Source organism: Mycoplasmoides pneumoniae FH (assembly GCF_001272835.1).
Classification (GTDB): Bacteria; Bacillota_I; Bacilli_A; order Mycoplasmatales; family Mycoplasmoidaceae; genus Mycoplasmoides; species Mycoplasmoides pneumoniae.
This window is the reverse complement of the sequence record NZ_CP010546.1, coordinates 171425-188333: the sequence shown is the minus strand read 5'-3', so window position 1 is coordinate 188333 and position 16909 is coordinate 171425. Positions and strand designations below refer to the sequence as shown.

The following is a 16909-nucleotide window of genomic DNA, read 5'->3' as shown; positions in this document are numbered from 1 at the left end:
TTACTGACGGTATTTGTAAGTGCGTTGTCGCGTATTAGCAGCCCGTTTGGCCTGCTTTTGATTAAAGCGCTGGATCATTGGGTTATGTGCAACTTCATTGAGAAAGCTGTGCATATTTTCGTGAAAGAAGCGCTTTTGGGATTGTTTCATTTGCTGCAAGGCTTTGGCCTCTTCTGGAGTAGTTTTACTGTCCTTGTACGTAAAGTACGGTTGAAAACGCTTTTTCGGTTTACTTTCCTTAGAGATTCAACTACCCAAGCTTTTGTTGTACTTAAGGCTGGTTTTATTGACGCCAGGTTGCTTAGAAAGCCAGTCCTGGAAGTTAGGACTACCTTCTTTTTCCAGTAAGACCTGGTTGTCTTCATGCAGCTCTAAGGCATGCTTGAGGGTACGCTTACTACTATGGTTTAAGTAACGGGCGTGCTTTAAGGCATGCCTGAGTTTATGACTACTTTGTTTCTTTGCAACAGGGGAACTCGAACTTAACAACTGAGGGGCTTGAAGCCCATTAAAATCTTTATGACTCATACACCTTCTAAATTGCACTAGGAAGGTAATGTGCCAACAAAAAAGCAAAAAGTTGTAAATATGAAAAAAAACACAACCTTTTTACAGTTGTGCTTCTTTCTGTTGGGGCTTAATCGTTAAGCCTTTTTAGGTGGTTGGACTGGTGGTCTTGGAGCTGTTGGAGCAGCTGGTTTAACTGGTGCTTTAGGAGCAGCGTTATTAGCAGCTTTCAACGCACTAGGAGCTTTTTTGATCACACTCGTTTGGGTGATAATCTTCTTGTACACGCTACCCACAGCGGTTGTCAACGTATCCACCTTTTTAAACACATCAACAAAGCTGGAGTCTTGAAGCTTGCGGACCTTATACATTGGAATTCCAATACCAAGGCCTAAGATGAGCAGGATTAAGAGAATGCCCACCGATGAACCGACTGATACCGGAATGACCCAGGACGGTAAAGCAGCAAAGCCAGCAAAAATCCGGGAAGGGAAATCAATGTTGAGCGGAATTCCAGCAATCTTGGAATCCTCACCATAGAAGTTACCATCCAAGTACTCAATCTTCGGTTTAACCGTTAAGGTAGTATCCGATGTCTTTTCCCCCACTAGCATTGCTCTTTGGTTATCAAAGGCTGGGGTAAACTTAAAGAAGCTTTGGAGGATATCGGGGTTATTGATCACCTCATCAACCGTTTTATCAGTGAGGTTACGCGCTTGCAAAACACTGTTGGCAGCAAAATCCACTCTGCCCCAAATATCGACGATACCTTCGTTGTAAATAGGGACCAAACCGTTGTCACGCCTCTTCACGTTTTCCGATAGCTGATCATCCTTTTCAAACAACCCGTTGGTGTTCTTATAGATATCAACCTTACCGGTCCATGTTTGATCCTTGGTAATCACAGCGGAGAACTCATCGGATAACGGTAGGATGCCTGTGAGGTCGTCCTGACTGGAAGCAATCCCGTTTTGGACAGCCAAAGCAGCTGGGGCTTGGCTTAAGGTTGTGGTATTAGCGTCCTCGTTAAATTCAATTCCGGTACGTGATACGGTAATCACAGCATAACCCTTGCGGTTTTTGACCTGTTGTTGTTTACCATCGTACGTTGGTTTTTCACCATTGTCAAAGGTATAGAACCACAGACCACTTTCAGCAATATAGGTCACATCCTTCAACGTGGTGAGGTCTACGGCACTTTCAGCAGACCCAAATGGGGTATAGGAGAAGGAGATAGGTTCACTGTTTTTGTCAGTAGAATCCAACAGTTTATCAGTATCGGGGTTAAAGTTTAACCTTACAACGCCACCACGCACTAGTAGTACTGCACTATAGTTCGGTTTATGACCCCGTGCTACTGGAGCTGGGTCAACACCGGCTTTAAGACCGGTACCAAAGTTAAGTAACGAGTTGGCAAAGCCATCAGTGGCTTGCGATTCCAAGGTGCTAATCTTCACCCCATTCCGCTGCTCCGCTCGCCTTCTGTTACCCGCTTCGGGGAAATTGGCACTGTAGTAATACGGCACGGGGAGGTAGTGCGAGGCGGTGTTGGTTCACTTGACTTTGGTGTTTGAATTATCATCGGAGGTCGACTGGGCATTTTCCCGTGCGGACTTCAGTTCACTTTCGTTTACAATCCCATACACAAGCAGTTGGTCGGTGCGCGATGGCAAGCGCTCCTCGTTCAACTTAAAGTTAAAGTTAAGGCCCAGGGCATCAAACACGGTCACCCCATCATCCCCATAACTGTTGAGTGGGCTGGCATTAATTAAGGAGGCAATTTTGGCGGTGGCCTTTTGGTCGGACTTGACCGGGTAAGTCGTTTGCACTTCTTCATTATTCTGACTCCCCCCTTTCATCCCACTCACGGGGGTCACATACGCAAAGGTGTCGAGCAGGGTAAACAAGCCATTAATCGGGCCGTTGAGCCCGGCCGTGTTTTCCACCAAGGCCTTGTACCCCCCATCACTGTCCAACCCGGCCGTGGTCGACCAGGCGAGCGCTTGGTCTTTGGTGGAAGCGTTCGAATCAGTCGTCATATCATACCCCACCGCGCCCGCTTTGAAGGCCGCAAAGACGAGGTGGTCTTGGACAACGTCAAGGCCGGCGATGAGGTAAGCTGGCTGAGTTAAGCCTTGACTCTTGAAGTTTGTCAAGGAAGAATTTGAGTCATCTTTAAAACCAAGCTGATTCTCCACAAACTGCTTCTGCTTGTCGGTGCCCCAGTTCAACTCGGTGTGGGCTCATCAAGTCGCCCTCCCGGACGTGGTTCGCTCATCCACGACCCAATACCACAAACTCGGTACCGCGTTTGAACCCATCACAACGATCTGGCCATTTAAGTAAGCGAGTTGGGACGTGGAGGTGTGGTATAACTGTGTTATTACATTCGGCAGATCTTCATTTGTAGAAGACGATTGCCGGGTCGCTGCTTGGACTGAAACACCACCACCAGCACGGGTAGCGATTCCAGTACTTGGTTTACCAGGTCACGTTTCCAAAGATGGCACTATCACCCCCATCTGGTGCAAGGCCTGGGCGGTGTTTAAATATTTTTGGAATTTGTTGTCGGTTGTGCCTTGGCCTTGAGAACCAGAAGAGTCACTTTTTTGGACAGCAACAGTAGTGGAGCGCTGGGCAAGCGATACCAATCCACTGTTATGACCTGATTGCTGACTGTCTGTGACTGCAGCCATTTGACTCTCGGTTGAGCTCACCAACGGGGCATCTCCTTTGGCCTCACTCGCCCCGGAAGTGGTTCACCCATCTTTATCCTTCCCCTTGCCATTCTTCGTCGAATCCAGGGGTTCATACACCGGTCAACTTTCATTCAGCTTCCGGTACGCGCGGCCCTTATCGAGCTTAAAGCCGGTGACGGCTTTGGGTCCGGGGTTGTTTTTAAGGCCTTTTTGGGAACGTTGGGAATTCCAACTCGATTCTTGATCCGAACCAAAATGAACCGTATCCTGAGCAACCCCATTCACCCGGGCTAACCCCGCATTCGGGGTGTAAGGGGTCACGGGTTGTTCGACGAGGAGGTCTTGGAGGGTTTTGTAGAGGGAGCCCTTACCATTGGAACCTTGATCGTCGGAACCCTGACTTTCCTGCTTAACGTAGGGCAACGCCAACTTAATCTTGCGTTCAAACACCCACGTGGCCCTGGGCGCGGCTTTAAAGATGAGGACATAGCTGGCGAAGTCTTGGGAGTTAGACCCGGAAGTGTCAGAAGATCCACTCTGCGAGCCATTAAGTGCCTTCTGTGATTCTTGGGTATCAAAACTCAAGGCATTTTGGTTGGTATTACTTTGATCCGAACTCGTTGTGTCCTGGAATTTCACCCTGACCAACGCTGAGCGGACCAGCGCCACCAACTTGGTATCCCCCACCCGCTTTCAGTCCACGAGTTCGAATGAGGGGTGTAAATGGGCGGCGCGCACGACATCCAGCCCCCCATTGAGCGGTGTCGTAAAGGGCGTGTAGGGGGTGAGGGTGTTGTGGTCTTGGAGGAGGTAGGTGTTGGCTAGTGACAACGTCCCTAGCGGTAAAAGTGGTAAAAACAGTAAATAACGTTTTAACTTTAGCTTCGATTTCATAAATACTAAGCGGGTTTTTTAGGTGGTTGCACTGGTGGCTTAGGAGCCCCTGGCTTTGGTGGTACTGGTGGGCGGGGTGCTCCTGGTTTAGCCGCACTGGTTTGTTTCAAGCGTTTTGGCGCTTGACTGATACCTGTGCGGTTAATGATTTCCTTAAAGACACTACCAACCGCTTTGGTCAACACATCAACCTTTTGGTTTGATAGCGCAAACCCAGCCTTCAAGGCCTGTTTGTTCTTGTGCATTGGGATTCCAATGGCAAGTCCTAAGGTAACACTGAGCACAATCACAACAATAGGTACAGTGATCGCTAACGGCAACACGTAATCAGGTCACTGGTTAAACGGACTAAACAAGGTTTGGGGACCTTGACTGGAGGCCGTTAACAGTGGTAAGAAGTCACCGTTATTCGGATTGACCTGAACGTTGTTGTTTGGTTGGGTATCTTGATCAGGTTTAAAGAACTCTAAGCGGAGACCTAAGCTCTGTTCGTTGGTGTCAAAGCTCAAGACCTTTAAACGAACCATTTTAGGGTTCACACTTGCTGGGATATCAATAAACAGCGGTATGTACTGGTCATACACCAACATAGTTACCGGATCAAACAGATCGGTGACTGGGTGGGTAAACAAGCGGTTGAAGTCAATTTGGTCAGGAGACTTGAACTTCACGCTTTGTGGACCAGTGTCAGCTGTTTGTCCTTCCCCATCTAACAGTTCAGCGAGTGGGGTGCGTACAATACCATCAACATCGTCGTTCATCTTTGCGGCGTTGCTTTCAGAAAGTCGACCAACCCCCACCACATCATTCCCCGTATTAGTATTAGGCGCGAGGTTGTTGGTGGAGGAGGTGTTTCCGTCACTCGTGCTTGGTAACTGCCCCACAAGCCACCCACTCACTTTTTCAACGGGGGAGAGATCCACGCCAGATTGACCTGAGCCTGAAGAACCCCCTCCAGCACCCCCACCACTAAGCACACTACTGAGGTTACCACTACTCGTCCCAAATACCGGTGTCGTTGTTTTGAGCGATTGGGGCTGGGGCTGGGTGGAATGGTCTGTACCAAAGCTTTGGCGCAGCTTGGTGCGAACCTGGTTGGGGTCCAACAGGTTTTTAAGATCGTCGTCTAACTTGTCGGATTGGATAACTTTCTTAGGCTTCACCAAGTGCAGGTAGGGGGAACTGTTAGTGGATTGGGTTTGGCCGGAGCTCGTGTTTGGCTTGTAAGCACTCGCTTCCACCACACTCACCTGAAAGGCCAAAGCATTCGGGTGCTCCGGTAAGGCGTCCCTTGTTGCGGTGGTGGTAGATCCTTGCGAGTCGGACTGAGCTTGATCCGCCCACACCCCCTTCAAATCCCACACACTCTCCACGCGGCCCAACCGGTTGACCCAACTGCCACGAAAGGCCGCTCAGGGCCGGGGGSCCCAKTTGAGAGCGCGCTGCGTCGCATCACTTGCATCCAAGCCCGTTAACTGGAGCCCGAGGTAACCAGCGCGGGGTTTGATAAAGTCCGTGAACGTAACTAACCACCCGCCGAGCTGGAAGCTGAAGCTGGTGCCACTGACAACGAGGTTACCAACGTCTTGCGGCGTTCAAGCCAACCCGGGGGTGATCAGCACAGCCTTCGACGTTGTGTTTGTGCCACTTTGTTCGGGAATTTTAAAACCGATACCGGGTGAACTGGTCGTGTTGGACCCCGAACCACTCGCTCGCGTGTTCCCAAAATAGGTTTCCACCAACGCCGGATTCAACAACCCATTCACCTCACCGTAAGCGGGGAGGTTCAGTTTGGTTTGGTCCGACTGTAAGTCGGTGTAGGACCATTTTTGGTCCTCCGCCTTAAACTTACTGTTATCATCTTGGCCGGACTTATTAACCAACACCGGGATGCTGCCCAACAGGCCGCGCAGGAACAGCTGGGCGCGCTGCGCGTTGTTCTTGTTGGTGAATGACAGCGCGTTCGGTCAATCAGCGGTGGGGGTGAGGTTGGGGGGGAGGTTGGTGTAGTTGGTGGCCTCTTGTTGATCCATCGCATTGCCGTCCTGCGTGGTTAAACTATCCCCACTCTTACTAATCTTATCCTGCTTTAACGAGTCGGGATTCCCCGCGGAGGTACCTGATTGTTCCTGCTGGCCCATCCCCGTAGCGCTCGTGAACTTGGTGTGGTCGTCACTTTGTCCACTTGAAGCCTTATCATTCCTTCACCCCGCCCCCGTTCAGAGCTGGAGGTTGGCTTGGTCGAGGGTTCTTCGAGGCGAACCGCCTGTAATCATCGTCTGACTGCCCCCGAGGGTGGCTTGGACATTCGCTTTGAGGCCGACGCCGATGTTGGAAAACGTCGGGAGAGAGGAACGCGAACCACTTGTGTTCGTACTAATTCCGCTGGACGACCCCGCGCTGGTTTGAGGCGCGGTTATATCATCCACGCCCCGGTGGTTATTGCCATACCTGTACCCATTCCCAATCCAGGGCACATAATCCAACACCTGGTCGAGCACCGACCCCACAAGGTTGAACCCGGTGGAGAAACGGGAAAGCGTGGGGGAGAAGTGGGATCAGTTTGTTCCTTGGGTAGGAGCTACCGTTAACTTCTGGTTAAAGCGCTCGTACTCGTTAGCAGCAAACTCGTTTTCCTTACCGTATTTAACCTTGTCGGGAAGAGCTGCTAACAATTCCGGATTGAGAATAGCAGCAAACAAGGAGTTTGGTTGGTAAGCATTCTCATTGACAAAGTCAGCACTTAATGGTTGGTCAGTGAGCTTATTGGACCAGTTGTATACCTGTCAAGCTCACATGCCACTGTAACGGTAAGGGTAGATGTATTTGGCATCATCCTTACCGTTCTTGTCCTCTCAGGGCTTAATAAAGGCATCAACCACACTTTGGATTGGACGGTCTTGTCAATCGGGGTTATTGTGGAAGTAGTAGGGTGCGTTGTGACTACTACTACTACTACTTCAAGCCCCGATTGGTAAATCCGGACGATTGGCTCATCCGTAGGGTGTGAAGAGTTGCAAGTCTTCGCGTAAAAGACCTTGGCCTTGCGCTACTAAGTTCAGGTTGCTTTCAAGTTCATCGTACAGTAAGCGAGGTACGGTAGCGGTATCACCCATGGTAATGGTACCCGCTAAAACGAGTTCCCTACCAACGAACTTAGCGCCAGCAACTGCCATCCGTGGTACATATTCAAACCAGCGGTTATTGTTAAAGGGTAGATTCTTTAACCCGTCAGTTTGTTTGTTGACCATGCCTGAGAACAGTAAGGCATATGGTCAACCAGTTACAGTAGCACTGGTACCAGTTGCATTATAGCGCACCCTAAAGACACCTATACTCAAAGGCGCGGTGTGGGCCGACTTGGTAACATGGCCATTGCCACCAAACACCAAAAGCGCTTGCCCGAACCAGGTGAGGTTGCCAATGTTGGCGAAGTACGCTTCAAACGGGAGGGCGATCGGGGCCGACTTGTCGGAGTCAGCTTCCTTTTGAAAGCCCTGCTTGGTGTTTTCAGAGTTATCCACATCAAACCCGGTCTTTTCGTTATCCGCGACCGTCTGCCCGCCATCAAACCACTCGGGGTGGCGGCGCGGGTTGAAGAACCCGGTGGTTTGGAGCAAAACATCGCGCGCCTTTCAGTCCCACAAACCGTGGTGGTTTCACTTGGGCGTTCTTCAACTGGGCGGATAGTTCGCGGTCATGGCCTTGGGATCCAAGTGATCAACGCGGTCAATGGCGGTACGGTTGCGCGCATAAGGCGCATCGTACAGAATCAGGATCGAGGCGGCGAATTTGGCGGGGTCGTTGTGAATTTGCTCAGTCGTTAACCACGGCGTTCAGGGGGTGGGGGTGCCATCTTGGGTGCCTGATCCCGAACTGGAAGGGGCAGTACCAAAATCGTCCGCCTTGAGTTGGACTTGCTGGTTGTTATTGGAGCCCCGTTTAATCGGGGCGTTGGCTAAATCATTAGATTCAAGTTCCACCTGTTCGGTGCCTTGGTCACCGGAGTTGCCCTGACTCCCGGATTTCTTTTTCACCGCCACCTGCAACGCCTTGACTTTGTTTTCATTTGACGAACCCCCACGTTGGGTGGTGGAGGTGGAAGATGTGGTGGAACTGGAACTCGATTCTTCGCCCTTTAAGCTTTCCGTTGATTGCTTCGAACTATCCACGGTTGCATCCTTCACCTTCAAGCCAAACATTGCGCCTGTTTGGTTAGTGCTGTCTGAGCCTGACGAACTCCCTTGGTTAGGGAGCGCTAACCCCCGCTGCAACTGCTCATAGTACACCACGCTACGCGGCACGAGTAAAACGGCAAACCGATAAGGATTGGAGGGGTCTTGCGCCACCTCGACGGGGACCTTGTTTTTGACCTCGTTTCACTGTTGGGGTGCAGCCCCACTCAAACCAAAGCCGCCAAAGGGGTTAAAGGTGATCTGCCCGGTTTGGTCGCGCGTGGGCGTTTGCGGGTTTAACTTCGAAAAATCGAGGTCGTATAAGGCGCGCCCGGCGAGGTCATACCGGCGTAACGCAAAGGTGGTTGATGCGGTCAAAGCCGCTTCGGTTCGGGTGGGATCATACGTGGTTTGTTGACTGCCACTGCCGGCAGTGATGCCCTTAGCGCTGTTGTCGCGCACTAAGGCCCACGCCCCGGGATTTTCACCCGTGAGGGGGAGGGAGGAAAAGCTCGTGTTACGATACGTTCACGGGGTTAAGCGCGGGTTGATGGCATTGGTGTGGCGCAGCGCGACCTCGTCAGGGCGGGTGTAGCTAAATTGCTGGCGCTTGAGCGTCGTGGTGGTACTTGTGAAGTGTCCCACTACGGTGAGTCCCGTCGCGAGGGAGGCGGTGGCGGTGAGGATGAGAATCCAAGTGGACTTGGACAAGGCAGTTTTTTTGGTTTGGTGCATAGTTGTTAAAAATTATACAGCAATTTGCTTTTGGCAATCTTGAACTACACGAATTATGTCGCGCTTGCTTTTAAGAACTGCACCGCTGGCCTGAATATGACCCCCGCCACCATACTTTAAAGCTACTTCGCGTACGTTAATTCCGTTACTACGGAATTCGACCCGATAGTGGTTCTTACCCTCTTCTATAAAGAACAGCCAAATGTGGAATTGTTCAATGTTAGCTAGGATATTTACCCGTGCACATTCTAAGGGTGTTACCTTTAATTTCTTTTGGAACTTCTTATCGGCCACAAAGTAAATAACATTCTGAAAGGTCTGAAAGTTTTTAAAGACATATTGTTTAAACTGGATGTCCTTTAAGGAAGTGTGGTTTAACTCATCATGGATCTTAGCTATATTAGCTTGAGCTCTATATAGCATAGATCCTAGATATAGTGTTCTTCATGATGTATTACTATATAGAAACCTATTACTATCTGTATAAATACCTAAATACAGCGCCGTAGCCGCTGGGGGGCTAAGCTTCCATTTGGCCTGCACCGCTAGATCTACCACTTGTTCAGCCGCGGCAATGTAAGACGCATCAACGAAGTTATGGGTCGTATTGAGATCGTCCTCATTGGGGTGGTGGTCAATCCGCAATACTGCCTTAAACTGGTTTTGGTCTAATAAGTCCCGGCACTCAATCCGTTCCTTATAGTTGGCATCAACAATAACGGCTAAGGCTTGTTGCATTAACTCCGGGGTAATCTGTTCCTTTGGAGTGAAAACCATCTCCAATCAGGGAAAGTTGTGTTTGGGATCACCAACACAGAAGACCTGCTTGTGGGGAAAGTTAGTTTGGATTAAACGCGCTAAGCCGTGTTGTGCGCCCAAACAATCGCCATCAGGACGAATGTGGTGGAAGATCACGATCTTATCATGAGCTTGGATGGCACTAACTGCTTCTGCAATAGAGCCCTTGCGGTGTACTTGGCTATTCATTGGTGCTAATTCTGTTTAAGTTTAAAGAATCAAACAGCAACTGTTGTTGTCGTAGTTTGACTGACAACGCCATTTTGGTGCAAAAATAGCTTAAAAACTTTTTTGAACTTGGTTGGCAGTTTTTATGAAGCGGGTCAATTTAGTTAGTAAGGAGCATTAAAACAATGATCAAATTTTGAAAAGTCCAATGACAAAGAGTTGTAAGTAGTAGTTTTTTGAACCGCTTTAATCAGAAAGGAGTTATTGCTTAATGAAAGAGAAAATTCCGTTTTATAACGAAAAAGAATTCCATGACATGGTGAAAAAGACCAAAAAGGGCACTTTTTCGGGTTGATACATCATCAATAAAAATAACAACAGTGTGGAATTCTCTGGCAGTTTCAACAGACAATTTAAACTTAACAAACCAGTTATACCAGTGAACACAGAATACGTAACGCGTAAAGAATTTAACGAGTACAAAGACTCAAACGACCAAAAACTTACAAAGATTGAAACTGAGTTAAAGAGTCAGGGTCAAAGGATTCAAGTTGTTGAGGACAAAGTTGATCGACTAACTGAAGTTGTTATGGTTCAGAGTCAACAAATCAAAACCCAGGGTGAAGCAATGAACGCCCGCATGGATCGCTTTGAAAGTCTTGTGCTTAAAAGTCTAGAATCAATCGGAAACACTTTGACTGATTTTGGTAAACGCCTCGACGTAATAGAAACTCGTTTAGACAAAATCGATCCGCCTAAATAACTGTAGACTAAAAAATACCAATGGCTAAATTGCTATTGGTATTTTTATTCATTTGAAATTTTTTGCAATTTTGTTGGCACTTCTCAATAAGCCGGTCAATTTATTTAGTGGAGGAGCAAAATGCAAATCTTTTATTTTTTAAATTGATCAGTAAATGGTCTGATCCCTGTTGGCAACTGAGTTGCAAGTAGTAGTTACTTTTTAAATTTCACTGAAAAGAAAGGAGTCGCTTATTAATGAAAGAGAAAATTCCGTTTTATAACGAAAAGGAATTTAACGAGATGATGAAAAAGACCAAAAAGGGCACTTTTTCGGGCTGATACATCATTAATCCAGAAAACAAAAGTGTGGAATTCTCTGGCAATTTCAATAGACAATTTAAACTTAACAAACCGGTTATACCAGTGAACACGGAATACGTAACGCGCAAAGAGTTTAACGAGTACAAAGACTCAAACGACCAACGACTCATAAAGATTGAAACCACTTTGGCTGCCCAAGGTGAACAAATAAGAATCCAGGGCGAGCAAATTAGAGAACTTCAAGTGGAGCAAAAAGCGCAAAGACAAGAGTTTAACGCCCGCATGGATCGTTTGGAAAACCTTTTGGTTGAAAGTATAGAATCCACCAATAAACGCTTCGACTCTATTGAAGGTCGTCTAGACTCTATGGATAGTCGTCTTGATTCTATGGAAAATCGCTTGGATTCAATAGAAGGTTGCCTTGATTCTGTTGAAGGACGTTTAGACTCTATGGAAAATCGCTTGGATTCAATGGAAACTCGCTTAGACAAAATCGATCCACCCAAATAGTATTTAGTAAAACCAAAATACCAATTCTTAGTGGTTTCTTAACTGCTAACTTTTGGTATTTTTTACCCTTTTCAGCTTGCCAGAAAATAAAAGCACCCTATATCTATAGAGTGAATTCGTATACAAAGCTATAAAACAAATAAAAAACCACCTCGAAGGGTGGTTATGAAACAAAGCACTTTTTTTACCTAAAACGCTTTTTTTGATTGCAAGTAGTTTCCTAACCTTTTCTTCATTTTATGTAACAAAAATAAAACACCTAAAACCCAAAAAGAGATCTTTAAGTTAGCAAAGTTTACGTTCCTTTACAAACGACCTTCATTCTGTATAGCAACCGCCAAAAGCAGTGAGAACAGCTAACTCAAAAAGGCTAAATATCAATCTGGTGTTTTTATAAAAAAGCTAAGAAAGCTAACTTACAACAACGCCCCTTCTTTGATAATCGTTTCAATGCAAGCAATAATGCCCCAAATGGCAAAGGCACAAAAAGCAATCCCTACTGCTACTATGATTCAAAAGGTAACAGTTTTTGATCACATTACTAGTTGTTGTCAAAAATGCTTTAAGCTGTCCATAACTATCCTTTAATCGTATTGGCACGTGATCCCACGGCTTTCATAATCCTTTTCCTAAACAAGAAGTAAACAATAAACATTGGCAGAATTGCTAAAATGGCTGCTGCCATCTTTAAATTCAACAACACCCGGATTTGTTCGTCACTTTGCCCGGCATTGCCATCAGTCCCTTGCGCCAACACCCACAGGTTAATGTTGAGATCGGGTCTGTTTGTTAGTAACAATAACGGTCATAAGTAAGAATTTCACGCCGCAAAGGCCGTTAAAATACTTACCGTTCAAGTGGTACTACGTACCATTGGAAAGGCAATTTTGAGGAAGTACCTCAACCCTGTACAACCATCAACAAAGGCCGATTCTTTAATTCGTGGTGGAATTGCTTCAAAGGCAGTACGGAACATAAACCCAGAGAACACAGAAGCGACAAATGGCATTGTTAAGCCCAAGATAATCGCTGGTTTTTCTGGTTGATTTCAATTGGCAACTACCACCACACGATACTGACCAATTAGCAAGGCCGATTCGGGTAAAATTAACACTGCCAAAAAGATAAACCAAAACAGCTTCTTGAGCTTTCACTTTTTTAACGAAAAGGCATAGCCCATGCTAACGGTAAAGAAAAGCCGTAGGATAATCGACAAAATTGTTACTAAGCTGTTAATCCAAATGGCATTAAGGTATTTACCATCTTCCAAAACACGGCGGAAGTTCTCGAAGTGCCACCCATCGGATTTGAGAATTGGTTCACGAATGTTTAAGACCACTTCATCACTGGTGAGTGCTACCACCAGCATCAAATAAAAGGGAAAGATGACCATTAAACCAAAGAAGCACAACACCACCGTTTTAAAGATTAAACCCAACAATACATTCGATCAAGATCGATCTTTAATGGTGAGATCTAAACCCTTCTTCCGTTTTTGGACGTAACGGTTATACCAGATTAAGCTTTGTTTGAACATAATGTCTCTTTATCTTTCACTGCGCTCATTCAATTAAGCGAAAACCATTGCGCAACACTAACCCATAACAAACCCCCAAGATGAACAACACCAAGGTAGCAGCACCAGCAAAATTGTTATTCTGATCACGAATCTTTTGGAAGATGTAAAGCAAGATGGTCGAACCCCCATTGGTTACAGCTTCACTATCATTCCCGTTAAACAACGAAATTGGAAACACCTGCATTCCGCCCAAAATTAACAGGGTCAACAGGAAAATTAAGGTTGGGCGGATTGAAGGTAAGGTAATCTTAAAGAACTGCCTAATTGGTTTTGCACCATCTAAGTTAGCTACCTTATATAAAGTAGGATCCACACTTAACATGGCGGTTGATATTACCAGCACATTAAAAGCCATGTTCTTCCAAATTCCAAAGATAAGAATTCCCCATAAGGCATTAAAGGTATCACGTTCCCCCGAATCTAACCACTTAATGTTGACATGAAAGATGTTGTTTAAGATTCCCGAAGAGGAGTCCAAAATATAAATAAAAGCAATCGAAACCGCTACTCCGGAAGTTACATAGGGTAAAAAGAATACTGTTTGTCAAAAGCCCCGTGCTAACTTCCGGTACACAAAGACAATGGCACTAGAAATAATAATTGCTAGCACAATTGTCAGTGGTAGGGAAATAATCGAGTACAAAAAGGAATTGCGCAAGCCCAAAATAAAGTTGGACTCACTAAAAAGGTTAGCGAAAGTTTGAAAGCCAAACTGTTGGGAATCAACCCGGTAGATGTCCTCATTGTGACTAAACCCTTTCTGTAACGTAAGGAAGAACGGTACTAAAGTAAAGAGAAAGGTAGTTAATAAAGCTGGGCAAAACAGCAAAAATGGTTTTCAAAAGGAAACCTTTTGGTCAAAGATTCCCAGCTCCAATGGCGTTGGTTTAGAGCGGTGCTTTAACAATCACTTAAACATGTTTTACCTCCACCCGTTGCGTTGTTTGGGGATCAAAGAAGTGTAAGCCATTAGGCTTAATCGTAAACTTAACTGCATTACCTACTTCAAACTGGTGGCTCAATTCTAAGCGCACATTGAGCTGTACCCCATTGCTCTCCACAACCCCAACCATGTGTTTCCCTAGGTTTTCCACACTTATAAGGGTACCGCTAAATACGGGACTACCATCGTTTTTGGGAGCCGTTACCTCATCATAACGGAAACCAACCCGAATGGCACCATCAGGTAAATCAAACTTTGTTTTAACTAGGGGACTTTCGTTTCACAACAGCTGTCCAGCTTTAACCGTAGCGTTGACGATATTCATTTCCGGGCTACCCAAAAAGGTAGCAACGAACTCATTGGCCGGTTTTAAGTACAACTCGGAAGGGGAGCCTATTTGCTGTACCTTACCAGTTGACATGCAGACAATCGTGTCGCTAATACTCATTGCCTCTTCCTGATCGTGAGTCACAAAGACAGTAGTAATTTGCAGGTCTTGCTGGAACTTACGGATCCATTGCCGTGTTTGTACCCGCAACTTCGCATCTAAGTTGGACAACGGTTCGTCCATAAGTAGAACCTTAGGTCTTCTAACAATTGCTCTAGCAATAGCTACCCGTTGTTGTTGACCCCCAGAAATATTAGCGGGGCGCTTGTGGAGAATCTTAGTAATTTCCAGTTTTTCAGCTACTTCTTTAGCAGTGCGGTTAATGAAATCTTTGAGCGAAACAATCCGTTTTTGCAACTCCTCAATTTGACTTAATTCGCTTTCAGTTAAATTGCCATCTTTTAAGCTGTATTTGGCTTTTAGTTGTTTAAAGTAACTGCGGTACTGCTTCTTTAAATTCAAGGGTTCAAAGTGGATCTTTCACTTCAATTCCTTCAATTTGGCATAGTCATTAGTTTGCTTAATGGCAGTTTTTTCGGTTTTTAATTCGGTCTTAATATTGGCCAACATTTCCCATCAGTAAGCTTTAATGTTGGCCTTTTCATCGTGGTAATTAGCCTTAATTTCACTTAGTTTTTGCTTAAGTTCACTCTTAATGGTCTGCTCCACTTCAGCACTATCAGCGGTTTCCAATGCAGCCTTGGCTTTAGTTTCAACATCCCTTATTTGACTTAGTGTTTCCTTGCTGAGTGAAATAATGGCAAACTGTTTTTTGCGGGGAATTAACTTTAGGTTAGCTTCCAGTTCACTCTGTTTTTGAAACACACTTACCATCAAATCATTAATCTGGTAAGCCATTCGTTTGGGCTCATCGATTCGTTGTTGCATTAAACGATTGAGCTCTGCCAGCTCCTCACTAGTAGCACCATTAGCCTTTAAGATCAAGCAATTAATGTCGTGTTGCGCTCAGGTATTTTTTTCAAAGATGGCTTCGCGTCAAGACGTATCACTGTAGAGTGGGAAGACAATGTTTTCAAACACACTCATGTGCGGATACAAGGCATAGTTTTGGAACACTAATCCCAGTTTGCGTTGTTGTGGTGGCTTTTTTGTGACATCATAACCATTAAATAAAACCTGACCACTAGTAGGGGCGATAAGACCCGCAATCACGGAAAGCGAAGTTGTTTTCCCACACCCAGAAGGACCTAGTAAGGTAACTAACTCCTTCTTTTTAACCGTGAGGTTAATGTTATCAATTGCGATTGACTCACCAAAGTCGACTACAATATTCTTAAACTCAATTGCACTTTGGGATTTTTCCGCTTGTATCTTTTCCATATTGCTGATTTAAACTGCTTTCATTAACTACCCTTTTGGGCTAATTTGGCTTGACGTTGATCTCAGAGTTGGTACAAACTAGCACCGGTTCCAGCACTAGCAGAGGAATATCCATTGGCTTCATCTAGGAAACGGGTTCAACTAATATCAGCGCCCCTTAACTTGTAAACAGCAGTCAAGGAACGATAACCATCAGTGTCATGGCTCCAAATGTTAATTTTAGCGTTGTAAGCCTTATTGGCAGCGTTGGCTAACTGTAGACCAATGACACTTAAAGGATCATCAGCACTTAATTCCGGATCAGCGATTAAATTTAAACCAGTCCCAGCAATTGGAATAGCATGACCAGCCTCAACCATAGCTACTTCAAAGGATTGGAAGAAGGTTTGCTTAGGGTTAGACTTAAAGAATAAAGCGCCCACTTCACGATCATAGCTGTAAGTGTTGAGTGATCAAACCCAAACAGTACTGCCTTTAGGGATTAGCTTTTCAGCATAGTTAGAGGCCTTTTCGGCTTCGATTTTTTCATCACCGGTGCTATCGCCTTTGCTACTTACATGTTTTTCGGGTGTATCTATTCCATAGATGCGGAGACCGTGTTTACTACTACGAACTTGCGTGGATGCAGAAGAAGAATCTTGGGAATCTTCAGTTTTCTTTTCCTCTTTTTTGTCTTCTTTCTTAGCGTTTTCTTTAGATTTTTGTTCAGCTTCCTTTCGGCGCTCTTCGCTTGCGTAATTGATCTCAGGCGTATCACCATCACGCCAATATTCGATGGTGGCTGGCTTTAATTTGGCCTGTTGAGCTGTTGTTAATTGAAATTCGTTCTTGGTAGTATAGTCGCGGGTACAAGCAGTGAGAATAGGGGCTACAGCGAGGAGCAAGAGACCAGTAAGATAGCCCGGTCTGGAGCAAGAAAACCCTTTCATCTTTACCTAAATTGAACTAACTACGGTGAACAATTTAGATAAATTTACATTAATTGGGAATTAATTGTGTAGTTGTTAGGTTATTTAGGGGGTAAAAAGTAGAGATTTTTTAAAAAAAGAAAGCGGGAAATTGGCCTAATTTTGACCCTAAAACTAATTCAAAAACGGTTAATTTTTA

At 45.7% G+C, this 16909-nt stretch carries 11 protein-coding genes; 2 read left to right on the top strand and 9 right to left on the bottom strand.

Features of this window, described 5'->3' with window-relative positions:
- From F539_RS00835 to F539_RS00820, 4 genes are all read right to left on the bottom strand, one after another.
- Positions 1-528: an MPN143 family protein gene (locus tag F539_RS00835; RefSeq protein WP_014574890.1), complete on the bottom strand. Its 528-nt coding sequence runs from the start codon at positions 526-528 to the stop codon at positions 1-3.
- Between the two features lie 116 nt (positions 529-644).
- A complete protein-coding gene (locus F539_RS00830; RefSeq protein WP_053344056.1) occupies positions 645-4100 on the bottom strand; it encodes an MgpC family cytadherence protein in 3456 nt (1151 codons plus the stop codon).
- Between the two features lie 5 nt (positions 4101-4105).
- The gene (mgpA, locus tag F539_RS00825; RefSeq protein ID WP_053344055.1) at positions 4106-9010 is read right to left on the bottom strand and encodes an adhesin P1; all 4905 of its coding nucleotides are present in this window, start codon (positions 9008-9010) and stop codon (positions 4106-4108) included.
- 12 nt (positions 9011-9022) lie between these two features.
- Positions 9023-9997: a bifunctional oligoribonuclease/PAP phosphatase NrnA gene (locus F539_RS00820; protein WP_010874497.1), complete on the bottom strand. Its 975-nt coding sequence runs from the start codon at positions 9995-9997 to the stop codon at positions 9023-9025.
- A 250-nt stretch (positions 9998-10247) separates the two neighbouring features.
- Here F539_RS00820 and F539_RS00815 point away from each other — a divergent pair, with 250 nt between their 5' ends.
- Positions 10248-10739 (top strand): DUF16 domain-containing protein, encoded by a 492-nt coding sequence (locus F539_RS00815; RefSeq protein WP_014325369.1) that lies wholly within the window; start codon positions 10248-10250, stop codon positions 10737-10739.
- Between the two features lie 236 nt (positions 10740-10975).
- Positions 10976-11551, top strand: coding sequence for a DUF16 domain-containing protein (locus F539_RS00810; RefSeq protein WP_014325366.1), 576 nt, complete (start codon positions 10976-10978; stop codon positions 11549-11551).
- 416 nt (positions 11552-11967) lie between these two features.
- Here F539_RS00810 and F539_RS04235 read toward each other — a convergent pair whose 3' ends face one another.
- From F539_RS04235 to F539_RS00790, 5 genes are read right to left on the bottom strand one after another with little or no spacing between them, the layout of a single operon-like run.
- The gene (locus F539_RS04235) at positions 11968-12126 is read right to left on the bottom strand and encodes a hypothetical protein (protein WP_014574887.1); all 159 of its coding nucleotides are present in this window, start codon (positions 12124-12126) and stop codon (positions 11968-11970) included.
- Between the two features lie 2 nt (positions 12127-12128).
- Positions 12129-13088 (bottom strand): carbohydrate ABC transporter permease, encoded by a 960-nt coding sequence (locus F539_RS00805; protein WP_010874493.1) that lies wholly within the window; start codon positions 13086-13088, stop codon positions 12129-12131.
- Positions 13060-14049 carry a carbohydrate ABC transporter permease gene (locus tag F539_RS00800; protein ID WP_010874492.1) on the bottom strand — a complete coding sequence of 330 codons (990 nt, stop codon included), beginning with the start codon at positions 14047-14049 and terminating at the stop codon, positions 13060-13062. Before F539_RS00800 ends, F539_RS00805 begins: the two co-directional genes overlap by 29 nt.
- Entirely contained in the window at positions 14042-15802 is a 1761-nt protein-coding gene (locus tag F539_RS00795; protein ID WP_014325365.1) for an ABC transporter ATP-binding protein, read from the bottom strand. Before F539_RS00795 ends, F539_RS00800 begins: the two co-directional genes overlap by 8 nt.
- A 23-nt stretch (positions 15803-15825) precedes the next feature.
- Positions 15826-16731: a thermonuclease family protein gene (locus F539_RS00790; protein WP_010874490.1), complete on the bottom strand. Its 906-nt coding sequence runs from the start codon at positions 16729-16731 to the stop codon at positions 15826-15828.
- Positions 16732-16909 lie beyond the last annotated feature (178 nt).